This is a genomic window from Microtetraspora sp. NBRC 16547, assembly GCF_030268965.1.
Taxonomy (GTDB): Bacteria; Actinomycetota; Actinomycetes; order Streptosporangiales; family Streptosporangiaceae; genus Microtetraspora.
Genome location: NZ_BSSE01000017.1, coordinates 35,675 through 54,143, shown reverse-complemented (window position 1 = coordinate 54,143; position 18,469 = coordinate 35,675). Strand labels below are relative to the sequence as shown.

The 18,469-nt window shown below is 71.1% G+C and carries 13 protein-coding genes; 9 read left to right on the top strand and 4 right to left on the bottom strand.

Going from position 1 to position 18,469, the window contains the following annotated elements:
- Positions 1-5 precede the first annotated feature (5 nt).
- Genes QSK17_RS22420 through QSK17_RS22405 form a run of 4 tightly spaced genes read left to right on the top strand, consistent with a single transcriptional unit; the run spans position 6 to position 10,884 of the window.
- The gene (locus QSK17_RS22420; RefSeq protein ID WP_285707029.1) at positions 6-239 is read left to right on the top strand and encodes an MbtH family protein; all 234 of its coding nucleotides are present in this window, start codon (positions 6-8) and stop codon (positions 237-239) included.
- A gap of 43 nt (positions 240-282) precedes the next feature.
- On the top strand, positions 283-3,405 hold the full coding sequence (locus tag QSK17_RS22415) for a non-ribosomal peptide synthetase (RefSeq protein WP_285707028.1): 3,123 nt from the start codon (positions 283-285) through the stop codon (positions 3,403-3,405).
- Entirely contained in the window at positions 3,402-8,927 is a 5,526-nt protein-coding gene (locus tag QSK17_RS22410) for a non-ribosomal peptide synthetase/MFS transporter (RefSeq protein WP_285707027.1), read from the top strand. The genes QSK17_RS22415 and QSK17_RS22410 overlap by 4 nt, the downstream gene beginning before the upstream one ends.
- A complete protein-coding gene (locus QSK17_RS22405; protein ID WP_285707026.1) occupies positions 8,920-10,884 on the top strand; it encodes a non-ribosomal peptide synthetase in 1,965 nt (654 codons plus the stop codon). The genes QSK17_RS22410 and QSK17_RS22405 overlap by 8 nt, the downstream gene beginning before the upstream one ends.
- 164 nt (positions 10,885-11,048) lie before the next feature.
- Here the strand turns inward: QSK17_RS22405 and QSK17_RS22400 are convergent, their stop codons facing one another.
- Positions 11,049-11,519, bottom strand: a complete 471-nt coding sequence (locus QSK17_RS22400; protein ID WP_285707025.1) for a winged helix-turn-helix transcriptional regulator — start codon at positions 11,517-11,519, stop codon at positions 11,049-11,051.
- 135 nt (positions 11,520-11,654) lie between these two features.
- On the opposite strand from QSK17_RS22400, the gene QSK17_RS22395 reads away from it, so the two are divergent.
- Both QSK17_RS22395 and QSK17_RS22390 read left to right on the top strand, forming a co-directional pair.
- Positions 11,655-12,299 carry a dihydrofolate reductase family protein gene (locus QSK17_RS22395; protein ID WP_285707023.1) on the top strand — a complete coding sequence of 215 codons (645 nt, stop codon included), beginning with the start codon at positions 11,655-11,657 and terminating at the stop codon, positions 12,297-12,299.
- A 28-nt stretch (positions 12,300-12,327) separates the two neighbouring features.
- Positions 12,328-13,113: an alpha/beta fold hydrolase gene (locus tag QSK17_RS22390; protein ID WP_285707022.1), complete on the top strand. Its 786-nt coding sequence runs from the start codon at positions 12,328-12,330 to the stop codon at positions 13,111-13,113.
- 91 nt (positions 13,114-13,204) lie between these two features.
- Here QSK17_RS22390 and QSK17_RS22385 read toward each other — a convergent pair whose 3' ends face one another.
- Entirely contained in the window at positions 13,205-13,555 is a 351-nt protein-coding gene (locus QSK17_RS22385; protein WP_285707021.1) for a hypothetical protein, read from the bottom strand.
- A 375-nt stretch (positions 13,556-13,930) separates the two neighbouring features.
- Here QSK17_RS22385 and QSK17_RS22380 point away from each other — a divergent pair, with 375 nt between their 5' ends.
- Complete coding sequence (locus QSK17_RS22380) at positions 13,931-14,749, top strand: MFS transporter (RefSeq protein WP_285707020.1); 819 nt, start codon at positions 13,931-13,933, stop codon at positions 14,747-14,749.
- 2 nt (positions 14,750-14,751) lie between these two features.
- On the top strand, positions 14,752-14,934 hold the full coding sequence (locus tag QSK17_RS22375) for a hypothetical protein (RefSeq protein ID WP_285707019.1): 183 nt from the start codon (positions 14,752-14,754) through the stop codon (positions 14,932-14,934).
- A 62-nt stretch (positions 14,935-14,996) separates the two neighbouring features.
- Here the strand turns inward: QSK17_RS22375 and QSK17_RS22370 are convergent, their stop codons facing one another.
- Complete coding sequence (locus tag QSK17_RS22370; RefSeq protein ID WP_285707018.1) at positions 14,997-15,521, bottom strand: GNAT family N-acetyltransferase; 525 nt, start codon at positions 15,519-15,521, stop codon at positions 14,997-14,999.
- 99 nt (positions 15,522-15,620) lie between these two features.
- The gene (locus tag QSK17_RS22365; RefSeq protein WP_285707017.1) at positions 15,621-16,304 is read right to left on the bottom strand and encodes a DUF998 domain-containing protein; all 684 of its coding nucleotides are present in this window, start codon (positions 16,302-16,304) and stop codon (positions 15,621-15,623) included.
- A gap of 809 nt (positions 16,305-17,113) precedes the next feature.
- Here QSK17_RS22365 and QSK17_RS22360 point away from each other — a divergent pair.
- Positions 17,114-18,418, top strand: a complete 1,305-nt coding sequence (locus QSK17_RS22360; RefSeq protein WP_285707016.1) for an MFS transporter — start codon at positions 17,114-17,116, stop codon at positions 18,416-18,418.
- Positions 18,419-18,469: the final 51 nt, after the last annotated feature.

Here is an 18,469-nt window from a genome sequence, read left to right as displayed (position 1 = left end):
ACGACGTGTCCGAGCAGAACTGGCTGGTCGTCGTCAATGACGAAGAGCAGTACTCGATCTGGGCCGCTGACCGGCCGCTGCCCGCGGGCTGGGCGGAGGAGGGCTTCACCGGAGGCCGCCAGGAGTGCCTGACCCACATCGAGCAGGTGTGGACCGACATGCGGCCCCGCAGCCTGCGGGAGGCCATGAAGGCTGGCACGGCGGCCGGCATGGCGGCCGGCATGGAGGCCGGATCGTGAACTGCGAACAGGCGAACCGGGCGCGACCGGTTGAGGAGACCACGTGAGTAAGGAGTGGATGGCGCCCGCCTCGTTCGGGCAGGAGCGGCTGTGGATGGCCGACCAGCTTGCGGGAGAGGCGCCCATCTACAACGTCGGCACCCCGATCCCGCTGCCGTTCGACGTCGGCGCCGACACGGTCCGCTCGGCGCTGGCCGGCGTGGTGCGCCGCCACGAGACGCTGCGTACGGCGCTGCGGCTGGTCGACGGTGAGCTGCGCCAGGTCGTGTACGACGAGGTGCCCGTCGAGCTCACCGAGCTGGACCTCGGCCACCTGCCGCGCGAGGAGCGGGAGCGGCGGATCGTCGAGCTGTACGTCACCGACGTGCGGGCGCCGTTCGACCTGGACACCGCACCGCTGTGGCGGGCCCGGCTGATCGGCCTGGGCGAGGACGGCTGGTGCGTGATGTTCGCCGCGCACCACAGCATCTGCGACGCCACCTCCTGCGAACGGGTGAGCAGCGAGATCGTCGAGCAGTGCCGCGCCGCGGTGGAGGGCCGGCCGCCACTCCTGCCCGACCTGGACATCCAGTACGCCGACTACGCCGCCTGGCAGCGCGACCGGCTGTCGGGTGAGCGGCTGGCCGAGCACCTGACGTACTGGCGGGAGGCGCTGGCCGACCTGCCGGTCTGCCACGATCTGCCCACCGACCGGCCCCGCCCCGCCGAGCCCGGGTACGAGGGCGCGGACCTGCTGTTCGAGCTGTCCGGCGAGTTACGGGCCGAGGCGCAGCGGGTCGCAGCGGCGCATTCCGCCACACCGGTCATGGTCTTCCTCGCCGGCTTCACCGCGCTGTTGCACCGGATGTCCGGTTCGGCGGACATCGTCGTCGGCATGCCGGTGCAGGGCCGGGAGCTGCCCGAGCTCGCCCCGCTGATCGGCATGTTCGTCAACACCGTTGTGGTCCGCGTCTCCACCGCCGGTGACCCGACGTTCGGCGAACTCGTCGGCCGCGTCAAGGAGGCGATGCTCGGCGCGCTCGACCACGGGGAGGTGCCGTTCCAGCGGCTGGTCGAGGAGTTCGCCCCCGACCGGTCCAGCGGGGTGCCGCCGCTGTACCAGATCGGGTTCAACAGTCTCCCGCTGCGCGCCGTGGGCTCCGGGCACGGAACCGCCAAGGAGGATCTCGCGCTGGAGCTGGCCGGGGAGGTCGGACGGCTGGAGTACAGCACCGAACTGTTCGACGCCGCCACGGCGCAGGCCCTCGCCGACCGCTACCTGCGGCTGCTCGGCGAGGCCGTGGCCGCCCCCGGCACCAGGCTGTCGGAGTTGGAACTGCTGGACGCGGACGAGCAGGAACGCATCCTGGCCGGTTTCAACGACACCGCCGCCGACTTCCCCGCCGACGCCACCCTGCACGGCCTCATCCGGGAACAGACCGCCCGCACCCCCGACGCCACCGCCGTCGTCTTCCAGGACCGGTCCCTGACCTACGCCGAACTGGACGCCGCGGCCGACCGGCTCGCCCGCCGGCTCGCCGCCGAAGGCGCCGGACCCGAATCCATCGTGGGCGTGTGCGCCGAACGCTCCCTCGACCTGATCGTCGCCCTGCTGGCCGTGCTCAAGTCGGGGGCCGCCTACCTGCCCCTCGACCCCGACTACCCGCCCGACCGGCTGGCCTTCATGCTGGAGGACTCCGCCGCCCCGGTCGTCCTCACCCAGCCCCACCTCGCCGACCGGCTGCCCTCCGGCTCGCCGATGATGCTCATCGGCGACACGGCGCCCGCCGACGCGGGACCGGCCGCACCCGGCGTGACGCTCGACCCCGCCGGCGCCGCCTACGTGATCTACACCTCCGGCTCGACCGGGCGCCCCAAGGGCGTGGTCAACAGCCATCGGGGCATCGTGAACCGGCTGCACTGGATGCAGCGGTATTTCGGGCTCACCGCCGAGGACCGCGTCCTGCAGAAGACTCCGGCGTCGTTCGACGTGTCGGTGTGGGAGTTCTTCTGGCCGTTGCTCACCGGCGCCACCCTCGTCATGGCCGAACCCGGCGGTCACCGCGACCCCGCCTACCTGTGGGACGTGATCGTCGCCCGTCGCATCACGACGGTGCACTTCGTCCCGTCGATGCTCGCCGAGTTCCTCGCCGTCGAGGCGGTCGACGCGGCCACGCCGCTGCGCCGGATCGTCTGCAGCGGTGAGGAACTGCCCGCGGACCTTGTGGAACGCGCGGACCGGCTGCTGCCGGAGTGCGGGTTGTTCAACCTGTACGGCCCGACCGAGGCAGCGGTGGACGTGTCGGCGGTGCGGTGCGAGCCCGGGGCACCGGTGACGATCGGGGGGCCGATCGACAACATTCGGCTCTACGTCCTGGACGACGCCCTGCGTCCCGTCCCCATCGGCGCCCCCGGACATCTGCATATCGGCGGCGTCGGCCTGGCCCGCGGCTACCTGCGCCGGCCCGCCCTCACCGCCGAACGCTTCGTCCCCGACCCCTACGGCCCGCCGGGGTCGCGGTTGTACGCGACCGGGGACCTGGCGCGGTGGACCGTTGAGGGGACGTTGCGCTACCTCGGCCGCATCGACACGCAGATCAAACTCCGCGGCCTGCGCATCGAGCTCGGCGAGATCGAAACCGCCCTGCGCGACCAGCCCGGCGTCCGCGACGCCGCAGTGGCCGTCCGCGATGAGCGGCTGGTCGCCTACCTCACCGGCGACGTCGACCCCGCCCGGCTCAGAACGGCACTCAAGGACCGGCTGCCCGACTACATGGTCCCGGCCGCCTACCTCGCCCTCGACGCCCTGCCGTTGACCCCCAGCGGCAAACTCGACCGCAAGGCGCTCCCCGCCCCGGCACCCGCCGAGGCCGTCGCGTACGTTGCCCCGCGCGGCACCTCGGAGGAACTCGTCGCGCAGACGTGGTCGGAGGTGCTTGGCGTCGATCGGATCGGCGTGCACGACGACTTCTTCGCCCTCGGCGGCCATTCCCTGCTCGCCGTGCGGGCGATCTCCCGGCTGGCCGCCGCGGTCGGCATGGAACTCACGGTCCACACCCTGTTCTCCCATCCGACCGTCGAGGAGTTGGCCGCCGAGATCGAGCGGCTGCTCATGGCGGAACTCGACGTCCTCTCCGACGACGAGGCGGCGGAGCTGCTCAGCGAAAGCGAAGGTAACCGGCGGTGACCCTGACCCCCTCGCAGGAGACCCCTTCCCCGGGCACGCCGGGCACCGACGCCCGGCCCGCCGACGTGCGGCGGGCGCTGCTCGAACGCCGCCTCAGGGCGGCGGCGCGCGGCGGGGCGGCCCCGGGCATCCCCCGCCGCCCCGACGGCACGGCGCCCCCGCTGTCCTACGGGCAGGAGCGGCTGTGGTTCATGGAGCAGTACGCCCCGGGCACCACCGCCTACCACATCCCGGTCTGGGTACGGCTGCGCGACCGTGTGGACGTCGAGGCCATGGGACGCGCCCTGACCGACCTGGCCGCCCGGCACGAGCCGCTGCGGACGCGCTTCCCCGCCGACGACGACGGGCTTCCCACCGTGGTCGTCGCCCCGGTCGCCGAGGTCCCGCTGCCTGTCGAGCACGCGGAGTCGGAGGAGCACGCGCTCGCCAGGATCGAGGAGGTCGCCGCCGAGCCGTTCGACCTGGCCGACGAGCCGCCGCTGCGGGCCCGGCTGTTCCGGCTCGCCGACGACGACCACCTGCTGCTGGTGACCGTCCACCACATCGCCAGCGACGGCTGGTCCACCGAGATCCTGCTGGCCGAGCTGCTTGAGCTGTACGGCGCGCACGTCGCGGGACGGCCGCCGCGTCTGCGCGAGCTGCCGGCCCGGTACGGCGACTACGCCGCCTGGCAACGGGACCAGCTGACCGGCGAGCAGCCGTCGCGGCAGCTCGCGTACTGGAAGGACCGGCTGACGGGGGTGGAGCCCCTGGACCTCCCCACCGACCTCCCACGACCGGCCACGCAGAGCTTCGAGGGCGCCCGGCACGTCTTCCACCTCGACCAGGACCTCGTCGACGACCTCACCAAGCTGGGCCGTGAGCACGGCGCCACCCTGTTCATGACCCTGCTGGCCGGCTACCAGCTGTTGCTCGCCCAGTTCTCCGGCCAGGACGACTTCGCCGTCGGCTCGCCGGTGGCCGGGCGGAGCCGGCCCGAGCTGGAGGCCCTGGTCGGCATGTTCGTGAACATGCTCCCGCTGCGCGCGCACCTGACCGGCGGTCCGACGGTCGCCGAGCTGCTCGACCGGACCCGGCGCACCGTGCTCGACGCGCTCGCCAACGCCGAGGTGCCGTTCGAGCACCTGGTCAACGAGCTGGGGGTGGAGCGGGACACCTCCCGCTCGCCGCTGTTCCAGGTCACCTTCGCCATGCAGAACTACGAGATGCGCGACCTGGACGGAGGCGACCACGGGACCGGCGTGTCGTGGAAGCCGGTGGACGTCGCCTCCACCCGGTTCGACCTCGAACTGCACACGATCGAGATGCCCGACCGGCTGCAGTGCACGTTCGTCTACAACACCACGCTGTTCACCGAGCCCACGATCACCGCGCTGGCCGACCAGATGCGCACCGTGCTGCGGGCGATGACCGAGAATCCCGGCCTGCCGGTGCGCGAGCTGGACCTGCTCGACGAGGCCGGCAGGCGGCGGATCCTGACCGACTTCAACGACACCGACGCGGAGTTCCCCGCGCACGCCACGCTGCACGGGCTGGTGGCCGAGCAGGTGGCCCGCACCCCGGACGCTCCGGCGGTGGTCTGCGAAGGCGCCGGCGTGTCATACGCGGAGCTGGATGCCGCGGCGAACCGGGTGGCGCACCGGCTGCGCGAGCTCGGGGTGGGCCCCGAGTCGGTGGTGGGAGTCTGCGCCGAGCGGTCGGTGGAGCTGGTGGTCGCCCTGCTCGGGGTTCTGAAGGCCGGGGCGGCATACCTGCCACTGGACGCGGAGTACCCGGCCGACCGGCTGGCGTTCATGCTCGGCGACGCCGCGGCGCCGGTGGTGCTCACCCAGAGCCACCTGACCGACCGGCTGCCCGACGGCGAAGCCACCACGGTGCCCCTGGACGGGGTACTCGAAGGAACCGGCGGGTGGGCCGGCGAGCCGGTGGCGCCGCAGGTGCCGGTCGACCCGGCCGGCGCCGCGTACGTTATCTACACGTCGGGGTCGACGGGCCGGCCGAAGGGCGTGGTCAACTCCCATCGGGGGATCGTGAACCGGCTGCACTGGATGCAGCGGTATTTCGGGCTCACCGCCGAGGATCGGGTGCTGCAGAAGACTCCGGCGTCGTTCGACGTGTCGGTGTGGGAGTTCTTCTGGCCGCTGCTGACCGGCGCGACGCTGGTGATGGCGAAGCCCGGCGGCCACAAGGACGCGGTGTACCTGCGCGATCTGATCGTCGCCGAGCGCATCACCACCGCGCACTTCGTGCCGTCGATGCTGGCGGTGTTCCTCTCCGAGGACGGTCTGGAGAACTGCACGTCGCTGCGGCGAGCGATCTGCAGCGGCGAGGAGCTGCCAGAGCCGGTGGCCCGGGACTTCCTGGCGCGGCTGCCCGGCTGCGGCCTGTACAACCTGTACGGCCCGACCGAGGCCGCCGTCGACGTCTCGGCCGTCCGGTGCGAGCCCGGCGTCCCCGTCACCATCGGCTCTCCCATCGACAACATCCGCCTGTACGTCCTGGACGACGCCATGCGGCCCGTGCCCCTCGGCGTACCCGGACATCTGCACATCGGCGGCGTCGGTGTCGCCCGGGGTTATCTGGGCCGTCCGGGGTTGACCGCCGAACGCTTCGTTCCCGACCCCTACGGCCCGGCCGGTGGTCGCCTGTACGCCACCGGCGACCTGGCACGCTGGACCCACGAGGGAACGCTGCACTTCCTGGGCCGTATCGACAACCAGGTCAAGCTCCGCGGCCTGCGCATCGAACTCGGCGAGATCGAGGCCGCGCTGCGCGACCAGCCGGGGGTCCGGGACGCGGCCGTCGTCGTGCGCGACGAACGGCTGGTCGGCTACCTCGTCGGCGTCGGCGACCAGAGCGCGATCCGGGCGGCGCTGAAGGAGCGGCTCCCGGACTACATGGTCCCGGGCGCGCTGGTGGAGCTGGACGCGCTGCCGTTGACGCCCAACGGCAAGCTCGACCGCAAGGCCCTGCCCGCCCCCACCCTCACCCGGGACGACAGCCAGGAGTTCATCGAGCCTCGTACCGACACCGAACGCCTCGTCGCGCGGATCTGGGCAGAGGTGATCGGCGTCGAGAAGGTCGGCGCACGCGACGACTTCTTCGACCTCGGCGGCCATTCCCTGCTCGCGACCCAGGTGGTGGCCCGGCTGCGCAAGGCGCTCGACGGCACCGGTCGTGCCGTCAGCGTGATGGACATCTTCGCCAACCGCACGGTGGAGGATCTGGCCGCGCTGATCGACGGCCCGGACACCGGCCCGCGCGGGCTGCTTCACCGGCTGACCCCGGCGGTTCCCGCGCACCAGCGGGTCATGTCGTACGTCTGCGTGCCGTACGGAGGCGGCAGCGCCGTGGTCTACCAGCCGCTGGCCGACGCACTCCCGCCCGGCCACGAGCTGTACTCCGTCGGCATCCCGGGTCACGACGTCGGACTGGACGAGGAGTCGTTGCCGTTCGACGAGCTGGCCCGGCGGTGCACCGAGGAGATCCTGGCCAAGGTCGAGGGCCCGGTGGTGCTGTACGGCCACTGCGGCGTGGGCGGGGCGCTCATCGTGGAGCTGGCCCGCCGGCTGGAGGCCGCCGGCCGTGAGCTGGAGGCCGTCTACACCGGCGCCGTCTTCCCCTTCACCCGGGCGAAGGGGCGGCTGGCCGGGCTGATGGAGCGGTTCGAGCGGCTGACCGGCAACCGCAACTACGAGAACTGGCTGAAGTCCATGGGCGTCACCATGGACGAGCTCGACCCGGAGCAGGCCGACCGGATCATCAGCAACATGCGGGCCGACTCGCGCAGTGCCGAGGCGCACTTCACCACGCTGTCCGAGAACGAGGTCGACCGGCTGAAGGCGCCGATCATCACCGTGGTCGGCGAGCAGGACCCGGTGACCGACTACTACCAGGAGCGGTACCGGGAGTGGCAGTTCCTCGCCGGCACCACGGCCGTGGTCGTGCTGGAGGAGGCGGGACATTTCTTCCTGAAGTACCGCGCAGACGAGCTGGTGGAGATCATCACCGGGACCCACCGGGCGATCGCCGACGGCACCGAGGACACGCTGCAGGCAGCCGCCCGGCCGGACGCCACCTGGTGGCTACACGCCGTCGACCGCGCCGGCGGCGGGGCGGCTCCACCGGGCGGGCCGGACGACGGCACGCGGGCCGCGACCGCCGCCAGCCGAGCCGAACCCAGCATGCGGCGGTTCCTCACCGTCAGCCTCGGCCAGTTCGTGTCGCTGACCGGCACGGCGCTGACCCAGTGGGCGCTGCCCATCTGGATCTACACGCAGACCAACTCGCTCACCTGGTTCGGCATGTTCGGGGTGGTGGCGATGGTGCCGGGCATCCTCCTGCTGCCGCTGGCCGGAGCGTTCGTCGACCGCCTCGACCGCCGCCGCATCCTGATCGCGGCCGGGCTGGCGTCCGGAACGCTCGAACTGGTGATGGCGCTGCTCTTCTGGACGGACCGGTTGCAGGTCGGGTACGTCCTGGTCCTGCTCGGCCTGCTCGCGATCGCCTCGGTGTTCCAACGGACGGCGTTCACCGCGGCGATCCCGCAGCTGGCGCCCAAGCGCTATCTCGGCCATGCCAACGGGGTGAACCAGCTCATCAACGGAGCCGCGACGCTGTTCATGCCGCTGGTCGCCGCGGCCTTGCTCGCCGGAGTCGGCCTGGGTGCGATCCTCGCCATCGACATCGTCAGCTACGTGCTCGCCGTCGGTGTTCTGCTCATGGTCCGCTTCCCCGATCTGATGGGCCGCATCCGGCGCGAGCAGCTGCTCACCCAGATCAAGCAGGGTTTCGGCTACTTGTGGCACAACCGCGGCTTCCGCGCCGTGCTGTTGTACTCCGGGTCGTTCAACCTGCTGCTCGCCACCCCGATGTTGCTGATCTCGCCGCTGGTGCTGGAGTTCGGCACCATGGCCGACGTCGGAACGGTGTCGTTCGCCGAAGCGCTCGGCGCGATCATCGGCGGCCTGACGATGACGCTGTGGGGCGGCCCTCAGCGCCGCCTGATGCCGCGCTCCATCCTCGCCACCCTGGCGGTGGCGCTGTTCTTCGTACTCGCCGGACTGCGGCCCTCGGTGGGGCTGGTGGCCGTGGGCATGTTCGGCGCGGGGATGGGGCTGGTGTTCAGCCAGAGCATCTACATGACGATTCTGCAGGTGAAGGTGCCGCAGCGCTTCCACGGCCGGGTGGTCGCGATCACCCAAGCGGTGACCTGGTCGACGTTCCCGATCGGCTTCGGCATCCTGGCGCCGCTGTCCGGAGCGGTGCTGGAACCGCTGATGGCACACGACGGGGCGCTTGCCTCCACGGTCGGCGCGGTCATCGGCACCGGCCCCGGACGTGGCATCGCGCTCGCCTTCATCCTGTTCGGCCTCGGGATGGCGGTGGTCTCCGTGGTGTCGCTGCGCAGCCGCATCCTGTCCAGGCTCGACATCGACATGCCGGACGCGCTGCCCGACGACCTGGTCGGCGCGCAGGTCCTCGCCGAGCGATCCGCGGGGAAGGTGCAGAACGATGGCTGAGGCCCAGTTCGCGGCGGTGCACGGGAGCGGCGACCCCGGGCACCGGGAGTTCCGCGCCGAGTGGCTGGAGGAGTCGATCGCGGCCCGCTTCTGGCGGGTGGTCGAGGAGCACCCGGACCGCCTCGCGGTGATCGGGGACGACCGCACGCTCAGCTACGCCGAGCTGGCCGGGGAGGTGCGCGCCGTCGCGGCGGCCGTGAAGGCGCACACCTCCCCGGGCGGCCGGGTGGCGCTGCTGCTCGACCACGGTCCCGGCACGCTGGCCGCCATTCTCGGCACGCTCACCGCCGGAGCGGCGTACGTCCCGCTCGACCCGAACTACCCGGCGGAACGGCTGGCCCGGATGGCGCAGCTCGCCGAACCCGACCTCCTGATCGCCGGGCCGGGCCACCGCCGACTCGCCGACGCGTTGCTCGCCGGTGCCAAGGTGCTGGACATCACCGAACTGCCGCCCGCCCCGGTGGCTCCGCCCGCCGAGCCGGTGGATGTGGATCCGGACGCGGCGGCGTACATCCTGTTCACCTCCGGATCGACCGGGCGGCCGAAGGGCGTGGTGCAGACCCACCGCAACGCGCTGTTCCAGATCCGCACGCACACCAACAACCTGCGGATCGGGCCCTCGGACCGGACCAGCGTGCTCTCCTCGTTCAGCTTCGACATGGCGGTCACGGACAGCTTCTCCGCGCTGCTCAACGGCGCGGCCGTGGTGCCGGTGGATATGCGCAGGCACGGCCTGACTCACCTTGCGGAGGTGCTCACCGAGCGCGGAGTCACGATCTACCACTCCACCCCGACGGTCTACCGCTACCTGCTCGACGCACTGGCCGCCGACGGCCGGCTCCCGAGCGTGCGGGCCGTAGTGCTGGGCGGGGAGGAGGTGGTACGCGATGACCTGGACCGGTTCCTCCGTCATTTCGGCGACGACTGCGTGTTCGTCAACGGGTACGGTGCCACCGAGATCTCCTTCGCGATCCAGAACCATCTGTCCACCGCGGACATCAGAGCCGGTCGCGGGACCGGCGCCGGGGTGGTGCCGATCGGCTTCCCACTGCACGGAGCGGAGATCGAGCTGTGCCGGACCGGCGGGGAGGCGGCCGGCGATGAGGGGGAGGCCGAGGGGGAGGCCGAGGGGGAGATCGTCATCCGCAGCCCCCACCTGGCCGGCTACTGGCGCAACCCGGACGGCGACCAGGCTCGGTTCGGCGTGGACCCGGACGGCATGCGGTACTACCGGACCGGAGACCTGGGACGCAGGCTGCCGGACGGCCGGATCGCCTACCTCGGCAGGTTGGACCGGCAGGTGAAGATACGCGGCCACCGGGTCGAGTTGGGCGAGGTCGAGGCGGCGCTGGCCGCGCTGCCCGAGGTGGCCAGGGCCGCGGTCGTCGCCCGCGAGGTGCGGGGCGAACGGCGGATCGTGGCGTACGTGATCGGCGACCCGGGCAACCCGGTCGACGCGGCCGACGCGGTCGACGCGGTCGACGCTGCCGCGCTGCGGCGGAGGCTCGCTTCCACGCTGCCGGACTTCATGCTGCCGTCGATGATCGTGCCGATGAAGTCCTTCCCGCTGACTCCCACCGGGAAGGTGGACGCCGGCGCGCTGCCGGCGCCCGCCGTACCCGCCGTGTCCGCCGGAGACGGTGCTTCCTTGTCCCAGCAGGAGACCAAGATCGGGCAGGCTGTCGCCGTGGCGTGGTGCGAGGCGCTCGGGGTGGCAGACGTGGGCTGGGGGCAGAACTTCTTCGACCTCGGCGGCCACTCGCTGCTCATGGCCCAGGTCCAGCAGCGTCTGGAGGTCTCGCTCGGGCGGCGGCTCCCGCTGACCACGCTGTACACGTACCCGACCGTCGGAGCGCTCGCCCGCCATCTCACGGCCCAGGACAGGCCGGACGCCGGGCCGGACAGCCGGATGGCCCGCCGCCGGCAGGCCAGGACCAGGCGTTCCGCAGCGGACTGACCGCTCCCGGACACCGGACCGACGCCGGTGTCGTGTTCGGCGCGGTCCTGGCCGCGCGCAACGCCGGCCTCCCGGCGTCTCCCGGCCGGTTCACCGCCGCCGGGAGACGCCGCCCGTCCACGGTCCCGTCCTCATTTCACGAACGCCTCTACCAGCGGAAACTCTTACACCACTTCCGTGGGCGCGACCGCGTTCTTCCGTTCTTCGTACGCGTCCTGGAGCAGTCGGGACGCGCGCGGGCGGCCTGGGTTCGGGCGGGGGATGTTCAGGTGCGCCTCGCGCAGTTCATCCATCAGATCTTCCCAGAGGGGTGGGCCGCCCTCCTCAAGCAGGCGTGCTCGGACGCTCAACTCGGGTGTCGTCGGGCGGTGACGCAGACCCCATGACCCGAGCGCGACCATGATCGGGACTGTCTGGATGCCCGCCTCGGTGAGGCTGTAGGTCCCTCGTCGTCCCCGCTCCGCCTCCTCATGAGTCAGGAGGCCTCCGGCGACGAGGGACTTGAGGCGGCTGCTGAGGATGTTGGACGCGATCCCCTCCTCGGAGTTGGCGAGTAGATCACGGAAGTGCCGGCGCCCGCCGAAGATCACATCGCGCAGGACGATGAGGCTCCACTGATCCCCGAGTGCCTCCACCGCCGCGTTGATCGCACATCCTGATCGCGGATCGTGTCGCATGGCCGACCTCTCGGTGATTGCATTTTGCAACTACCTAATTTACGCTCCTGCTCGGTAGTTGCAACCTGCAATCACCGGAACGGGAGTCCAGCCATGTCGCGTGTCAGAGTGCACAATTTCGCCGTCTCCCTGGACGGCTTTGCCACCGGTGAGGGTCAGAGCCTCGACGAGCCGTTCGGCCACGCCGGCGGACGGCTCCACGAGTGGTTCTTGGAGACCCAGATCTTCCACGAGATGCGCGGAAAGAAGGGCGGCGACAACGGGGTCGACGATGCCGTGGCCCGCACATGGAACGAGGGCGTCGGCGTGGAGATCATGGGGCGCAACAAGTTCGGGCCGCAGCGGGGCCCGTGGGACAACCACGAGTGGACCGGCTGGTGGGGGCCGAACCCGCCGTTCCACACACCGGTCTTCGTTCTGACTCACCATCCCCGGCCCTCCGTGGAGATGGAAGGGGGCACCACCTTCCACTTCATCGACGCCACCCCGGAGGAGGCGCTGCGTCAGGCTCGCGAGGCTGCGGGCGGCCTCGACGTACGGATCGGCGGCGGGCCGAGCACCGTCCGCGATTTCCTGGCCGCGGACCTGGTCGACCACCTGCACGTCGCCGTCGTCCCGATCGTCCTGGGTCGCGGCGAGCGACTGTGGGACGGGCTCGAGGGGCTCGAAAAGCGCTTCCGGGTCGAGTCCGTCACCACCCCGAGCGGTGTTACCCACATGACCTTCACTCGACCGTAGCCCACCTGAAAGGCTGACCGACGTGACCGTGAACATCACTTCGAAGGACGGCACGACCCTCGCCGTCGACACGATCGGCCAGGGCGTGCCGGTGATCCTTGTCGGCGGCGCGTTCAACGACCGCTCGACCGTGGCCGGGCTCGGCGCCGAACTCGCGTCGGCGTTCACCGTGGTGACGTACGACCGGCGCGGCCGGGGGGCCAGCGATGACAAGAGCGACGACTACCTGGTCGCCAACGAGATCGACGACCTGGCGGCCGTCATCGAGCACGTCGGCGGCCGGGCCTCGGTGTTCGGCCACTCCTCCGGCGCCGTCCTCGTGCTGGAGGGGGCCGTGCACGGGCTGCCGATCGACCGGCTCGCCGTTTACGAGCCGCCGTACCGCGCCGACGAGAGCCAGCCGAAGCCGCGGGCCGACGTCTACGACCGCCTCAAGGCCCTGGTCGCCGCCGGTGACCGCGACGGCGCGGTGCAGCTGTTCCTCGGTGAGGCGGTCGGCGTCCCCGCCGGGGCGATCGCCGGGATGAAGGCCGGCGAGGGGTGGCCGTTCCTTGTCGACAAGGCGCCGAGCCTCCCGTACGACGTGCTGGTCAGCAAGCCCTGGCAGCTCATGCCGTTCGAGCGGATCGCCGGGATCGGCGTGCCGGTGCTGGCGATTTACGGCGACCAGACCGCGCCCGGCCTGGCGGAGGCGACGAAGGCGGTCGCGGCGACCGTGCCGGGCGCAGTACTGCGTGTGATGCCTGGAGAGGACCACGCGGTGTTGCAGCGCCCGGCGGCCCTGGCGCAGATTCTGGTGAAGTTCTTCAACTGAAGGCCCACCGGGGTTGGATGGAAATTGGCGAGGCGGCGGGTCCATCACCCCGTCGCCCCGTCCGAGGTAGCGCGGCACCCTGCGGCGTCTGTCATCGCGGCTCTCCGGCCGAACGACCCGCGAACAGGCCGACGAGCATGACAATGCCACACAGAAAGAACGGCCAGCCGTACGGGCGGCGCGGCGCCCATTCGTCGAAGGTGATCGCGACCCCGGTCAGGATGACGCAACCGGCCAGCAGCAGGCCCAGGACGCGGCCCGCGGCCGGGCGCCGGACGAGCAGGAACGCGAGGAAGGCGGCGAGAGCGGCGCCCGGCCAGGCCAGCAGCACGTAGTCCCGGACGACGCCGGCGAGGGAGACATCGTTGTCGATCAGGGCCGAGTACAGCCAGGAGTCCACCAGCAGGCCGGGGACAGAGGCGGGGAAGGCCGTCAGCAGCATGCCCGTAGAGCTGGTCCCCGAGCCGGTTGTCGATGGTCAGCCAGGTGAGCGTGAATACGGCCGCGGCGTACGAGATCACCGTCACGGCGGCCGGGAGACCGCGCCGGCGGGTCATCGGCGGGGGACGTCTCGAAGGGCCGCGACCACGGCCACGGTGGGCAGCGGATTCACGCCAATGCCTCGGAGCGGAAGTCGCGTTGCACGTCGCCGGTCAGCAGCGCCGACGACGCGCAGCGCGGCGTCAGATAGGGATCATCGCTGGAGTACACAGACCCTCCCGGTTTGAGCGATGTGTCTCCGATCTTCCTACCGCGCCGAAGGCGGCCGTGCCGATTCCCCCTCCGCCCAATGGCGGAGGTTTCCTCGGAGGCTTTGATGAAATCGACGGGCGACACCGCGCCGACCGGACGCCGCCGCTTCGGCGTGCTGGGACAGCGGGACTTCCGGTTGCTATGGATCGGTGAGACCGCCAGCGGCCTGGGGACCAGTATCACCGGCGTGGCGTTGCCCCTGATCGCGGTGGTGGTCCTGCGGGTCGACACGTTCGCCGTCGGCCTGCTCGCCGCCGTCGTCTGGCTGCCGTGGCTGGTCATCGGGCTGCCGGTCGGCGCGTGGGTGGACCGGCTCCAGAAGCGGCCCGTCCTGATCGCCGGCAACCTCGTCTCGGCCGCCATGTACGCGAGCGTCCCGGCCGCCGCGTGGCTGGGTGCGCTCACGTTCGCCCACCTGCTCGCCGTCGCGGCCGTCTGCGGTGTCGCCACGGTGTTCTTCAGCACGGCGTACCACGCGTACGTTCCCGCCGTACTCGACGGCCGCGACCTGCTCGAGGGAAACGCGAAACTCCAGGGGAGCGAGGCGGCGACGCGTGTGATCGGCCGCGGCGCCGCCGGCCTGGTCGCCGACGCCTTCGGCGCGGTCTCCGGGCTGCTGATCGACGCGGTGACCTTCGTCATCTCGACCGTGTGCCTGCTCATGCTCCGCGTCCGCGAGCCGGTACCGGCAGCCCTGGCGCAGGGGGACACCTTGCGCCGCCAGATCGGCGAGGGCCTGCGCTTCGTCGTGCACGACCGCTACCTGCGGCCGATGGTCGTCTACGGCGCCCTGGTCAACCTGGCGTTGATGGGCTACCAGGGGATCCAGATCGTCTTTCTGGTACGCACGGTGGGGGCGAACGCGGCGACGGTCGGCGGCTGATCATGGTCGGCAGCCTCGGCGGCATCGCCGGCGCCCTGCTCGGCCTCCGGCCCACCATGTGGATCATGACCGGACTGCTCGCGCCGTGCTCGCTGATCCTCGCGCTCAGCCCGATGCGTTCCCGGCGTGATTTGCCGGTCGCGAGCGAGCCGCGCCCGGCGGCAACGGTCAGCGGATCTCAATGAAGAGATCGCGGACCTCGGCGGCTACCTACCCGCAGAGCTCGATGCCGGGAGGGGCGCATCGGTCACAGGCTGGGTGGAGGCGGATCACTCCGCAGCCTGCTGTACATCCAGCCGTCGCGCCACCGTCCGGCGCGGAACTCCACCGCGCGCAGGACGCCCTCCAGCGTGAAACCAGCCTTCACCAGCGACTTCTGTTCGGCGATGTTCTCGGGGTGGGTGGCCGCCTGGATGCGCTCGACCGGCGTGTGGGTGAACAGGTAGTCGCACAGCATCGCCTGAGCGCGCCAGCCGATGCCGCGCCCCCGCCAGTCGGGGAGCAGCGCGATCCCGATCTCCCAGTATCGGGAGACCCCGAACCCCTGCTTCGACCAGCTCATGAAGCCTGCGGCCGTGCCGTCGACCTCGACGATGATCCGGCTGTGGTCCTCGCCCAGATACCCGTCGGCGGCGTAGCGCCGGGCCGGGTCCTGCGCGTCGCGAAACCCCGTCCAGTCCAGGCCGACCAACCCCGGCTCCGTGGCGAAACGCCGGAACATGGCCAGGTCGTCCTCGGTCACCGGTCGCAGTCGTATGTCAAGGGCGCTCACCGCGCCACCCCCCTCGTGATGCGTTCGTCCGCGCATGATCGCGTCACCGGCCTGGACCTTACCCAGTGAGATCCGCGAGCCGCCGCCGAGAGGAGCCTGTCATCGCGGCTCGCCGGCCGACTGCCCCTCCCCGCGCACATGGACGGCGAGCAGGGCAAGCCACGCCCAGCCGACGGCGATGGTCAGCCGCTGAAGCAGCCCTCCGATTTCGACGAGGCCTTCGGCCTGGGAGAAGGCTTGGCCGGACAGGAAGAAGCCGATGACGACCAGGGTGCCGGTGGCGGCCGAGTAGAGCGCCCACCCGCGGTCGCCCCAACCGGCGAAGCGCCGGGCGAAGACGAAGCACGCGCCGGCCAGTGCGGCGAAGACCAGCAGTGAAAAGGGGAAGTTGTGCAGCATGCCATGCCACGTGTGCACACTCTGGGCCGGCGTGCCACGGGGGTAGCCGCCGACCGGATCGGTCACGAAGATCCCGGCGCCGACAAGCGCTATGGCGTACGTCCCCACCAGCAGCGGGCCCCAGGTCGAGCGTCGCCCAACGGCGTGCAGACCTCGGCGCAGGCCGACGGCGAACAGCAACATCAGCAGGCCGACGACAACGAAGTTGGCGATCTGCATCCACCCGTACGGCCCCAGCGCCAGCGAACTGACCGGATGCCGGAGCGGGTCGTAGTCGGCGCGGGTGGCGCCTTCGAGGAGGAAGGCGACGACGAACAGGGGGCCACCGATCGCACCACATAACAGGTAGGCGGAAGTGGTGCCTGAGATCTTCGGAGCTCTCATCGATTCTTTCCGTCCGGGGGTTTCTTGATCCTCGGCGAGCGGCGCCGTCGTGGGTCGTCGGCTCGACCTTCGACATCCGCAATTTGATCGGGCCGGACGCTTTAGGCCGCCGGCGCGGTACGCCGATGCCCGGCTCGCGAGGCGCGGTGATCGGCCAAAAGCGACACGCGAATAACCGTAGTTGGCAATTTTCAGTTCGTCAACCTAGGTTGACGAAGGTATTCGCTTCGCCACGGCCGGGCTCCGGGTCAGGCCGGCCGGAGATCGGTGCGAATCGGTTGCCTCTGGTCGGGTCGGGCTTTAATGTTCGACGCTATGTCCGTTGTGCCGCCGCATGGCCTCGTCCGGCTTCCCCGTCTCGTGGTTGGCCGGATCACGCGTACCCGCGTTCGCCGGGTCGTGGCCTTGCTAGGCCTAGCCGGCTTCTCTCGCTGACCGGCACACAGACGGGTCCAGCGCGTCCGAGCCTCAGGTACGGCTCGGCTCCGTAGGGCCGCAACGCCGTGGCGCGGTCTCTCGCACACGGAAATCACTCACCGGCTCGAGTGCCGCGGCACCCGAGGCGCCGGTCGTGACCGTTCGACGTGGTCTGCGGTGACCTTCTCGCGCCGAACGCTCCCCATGGGCCGTTCTCCGTCGCCGACGTCGTCCGCAGTGGGATCGCCACGCGCGCCGGGCGTCTGCCGCACTCGTGACCATGGCCGGCCGCCCTGCGGCGACCGGCCGGTTCCTGCCCTGCTCCTGCCCTGCTCCGTATGAGGTCCGATTCCCCCTCTGCCCAAAAGGCGGAGGTCCCCTCGGAGGCTTTGATGAAATCGACGGGCGACACCGCGCCGACCGGACGCCGCCGCTTCGGCGTGCTGGGACAGCGGGACTTCCGGTTGCTATGGATCGGTGAGACCGCCAGCGGCCTGGGGACCAGTATCACCGGCGTGGCGTTGCCCCTGATCGCGGTGGTGGTCCTGCGGGTCGACACGTTCGCCGTCGGCCTGCTCGCCGCCGTCGTCTGGCTGCCGTGGCTGGTCATCGGGCTGCCGGTCGGCGCGTGGGTGGACCGGCTCCAGAAGCGGCCCGTCCTGATCGCCGGCAACCTCGTCTCGGCGGCCATGTACGCGAGCGTCCCGGTCGCCGCGTGGCTGGGGGCGCTCACGTTCGCCCACCTGCTCGCCGTCGCGGCCGTCTGCGGTGTCGCCACGGTGTTCTTCAGCACGGCGTACCACGCGTACGTTCCCGCCGTGCTCGACGGTCGCGACCTGCTTGAGGGCAACGCGAAACTCCAGGGGAGCGAGGCGGCGACGCGTGTGATCGGCCGCGGTGCGGCGGGCCTGGTCGCCGACGCCTTCGGCGCGGTCTCCGGGCTGCTGATCGACGCGGTGACCTTCGTCATCTCGACCGTGTGCCTGCTCATGCTCCGCGTCCGCGAGCCGGTACCGGCAGCCCTGGCGCAGGGGGACACCTTGCGCCGCCAGATCGGCGAGGGCCTGCGCTTCGTCGTGCACGACCGCTACCTGCGGCCGATGGTCGTCTACGGCGCCCTGGTCAACCTGGCGTTGATGGGCTACCAGGGGATCCAGATCGTCTTTCTGGTACGCACGGTGGGGGCGAACGCGGCGACGGTCGGCGGCCTGATCATGGTCGGCAGCCTCGGCGGCATCGCCGGCGCCCTGCTCGCCACCGCGGTCGGCCGGAGCTTCGGGACCGCCCGCGGAATGCTGCTCCTGCAGCTGGTCACCGGCCCCTTCGCGCTCCTGCTGCCGCTGACCACGCCGGGCCCCGGTCTGCTGCTCTTCGCCGTCGGCTCGTTCACGGTGGGTGCGGGGATCGTCGCCTGCAACATCGTGCTGGGCGGCTTCCGGCAGAGCTACTGCCCGCCCCACCTGCTGGGGCGGGTCGTTGCGACGACGATGATGCTCAACCACAGCACCATCCCGATCGGGTCGCTGCTCGGCGGGTTCCTCGGCGACCTACTCGGCCTCCGCCCCACCATGTGGATCATGGCTGGGCTGCTCGCGCCGTGCTCGCTGATCCTCGCGCTCGGCCCGATGCGTTCCCGGCGTGACCTGCCGGGCGCGAGCGAGCCGCGCCCGGCGGCAACGGCCGGCGGATCTCCGTGAGGAGGTCGCGGATCCCGGCGGACGGTGATCACGCTTCTCCCGATCATCTAC

Bases quoted from the DNA above. Each gene is read 5' to 3' on its own strand.
- QSK17_RS22395 (WP_285707023.1), top strand. From the start codon at position 11,655: ATGTCGCGTGTCAGAGTGCACAATTTCGCCGTCTCCCTGGACGGCTTT.
- QSK17_RS22405 (WP_285707026.1), top strand. From the start codon at position 8,920: ATGGCTGAGGCCCAGTTCGCGGCGGTGCACGGGAGCGGCGACCCCGGG.
- QSK17_RS22365 (WP_285707017.1), bottom strand. From the start codon at position 16,304: ATGAGAGCTCCGAAGATCTCAGGCACCACTTCCGCCTACCTGTTATGT.
- QSK17_RS22380 (WP_285707020.1), top strand. From the start codon at position 13,931: ATGAAATCGACGGGCGACACCGCGCCGACCGGACGCCGCCGCTTCGGC.
- QSK17_RS22375 (WP_285707019.1), top strand. From the start codon at position 14,752: ATGGTCGGCAGCCTCGGCGGCATCGCCGGCGCCCTGCTCGGCCTCCGG.
- QSK17_RS22385 (WP_285707021.1), bottom strand. From the start codon at position 13,555: ATGCTGCTGACGGCCTTCCCCGCCTCTGTCCCCGGCCTGCTGGTGGAC.
- QSK17_RS22360 (WP_285707016.1), top strand. From the start codon at position 17,114: ATGAAATCGACGGGCGACACCGCGCCGACCGGACGCCGCCGCTTCGGC.